The sequence below is a fragment of the Agaribacillus sp. DX54 genome (genome assembly GCF_056858335.1).
The window spans coordinates 1-327 of sequence record NZ_JBXEQE010000151.1 but is presented as its reverse complement, the minus strand read 5'-3'; the positions used below and the strand labels follow the sequence as shown (position 1 = coordinate 327).

At 39.8% G+C, this 327-nt stretch carries 1 protein-coding gene; it reads left to right on the top strand.

The window, feature by feature from the left end:
• Positions 1 to 15: 15 nt before the first annotated feature.
• Positions 16 to 327 (top strand): recombinase family protein (locus AC04NP_RS30755; RefSeq protein WP_482863966.1); only part of this gene is annotated, 312 nt, incomplete at its 3' end.

Here is a 327-nt window from a genome sequence, read left to right as displayed (position 1 = left end):
CTGCAATTCCAGGGTATGATAGCAGAGTATGAAAGAGCGATGATCAAAGAAAGGTCAAGAAGAGGGAAGCGTTTTAAAGCCAAATCAGGCGAGGTTAGTGTATTATGTGGGGCACCTTATGGTTATAACTATATCAAAAAAACAGAAGAAACAGCCGCCTACTATGAGATCAACCAGGCAGAAGCCTTAGTGGTTAAGGAAGTGTATAGGTTGTATTCGGAAGATTTTTTAAGTATTGGAGGGATTACAAGAAAGTTGAATGCCCAGAAGATTCCTACGAAAAAAAGAATATCAAAATGGGAAAGATCAACCGTATGGGGTATGCTC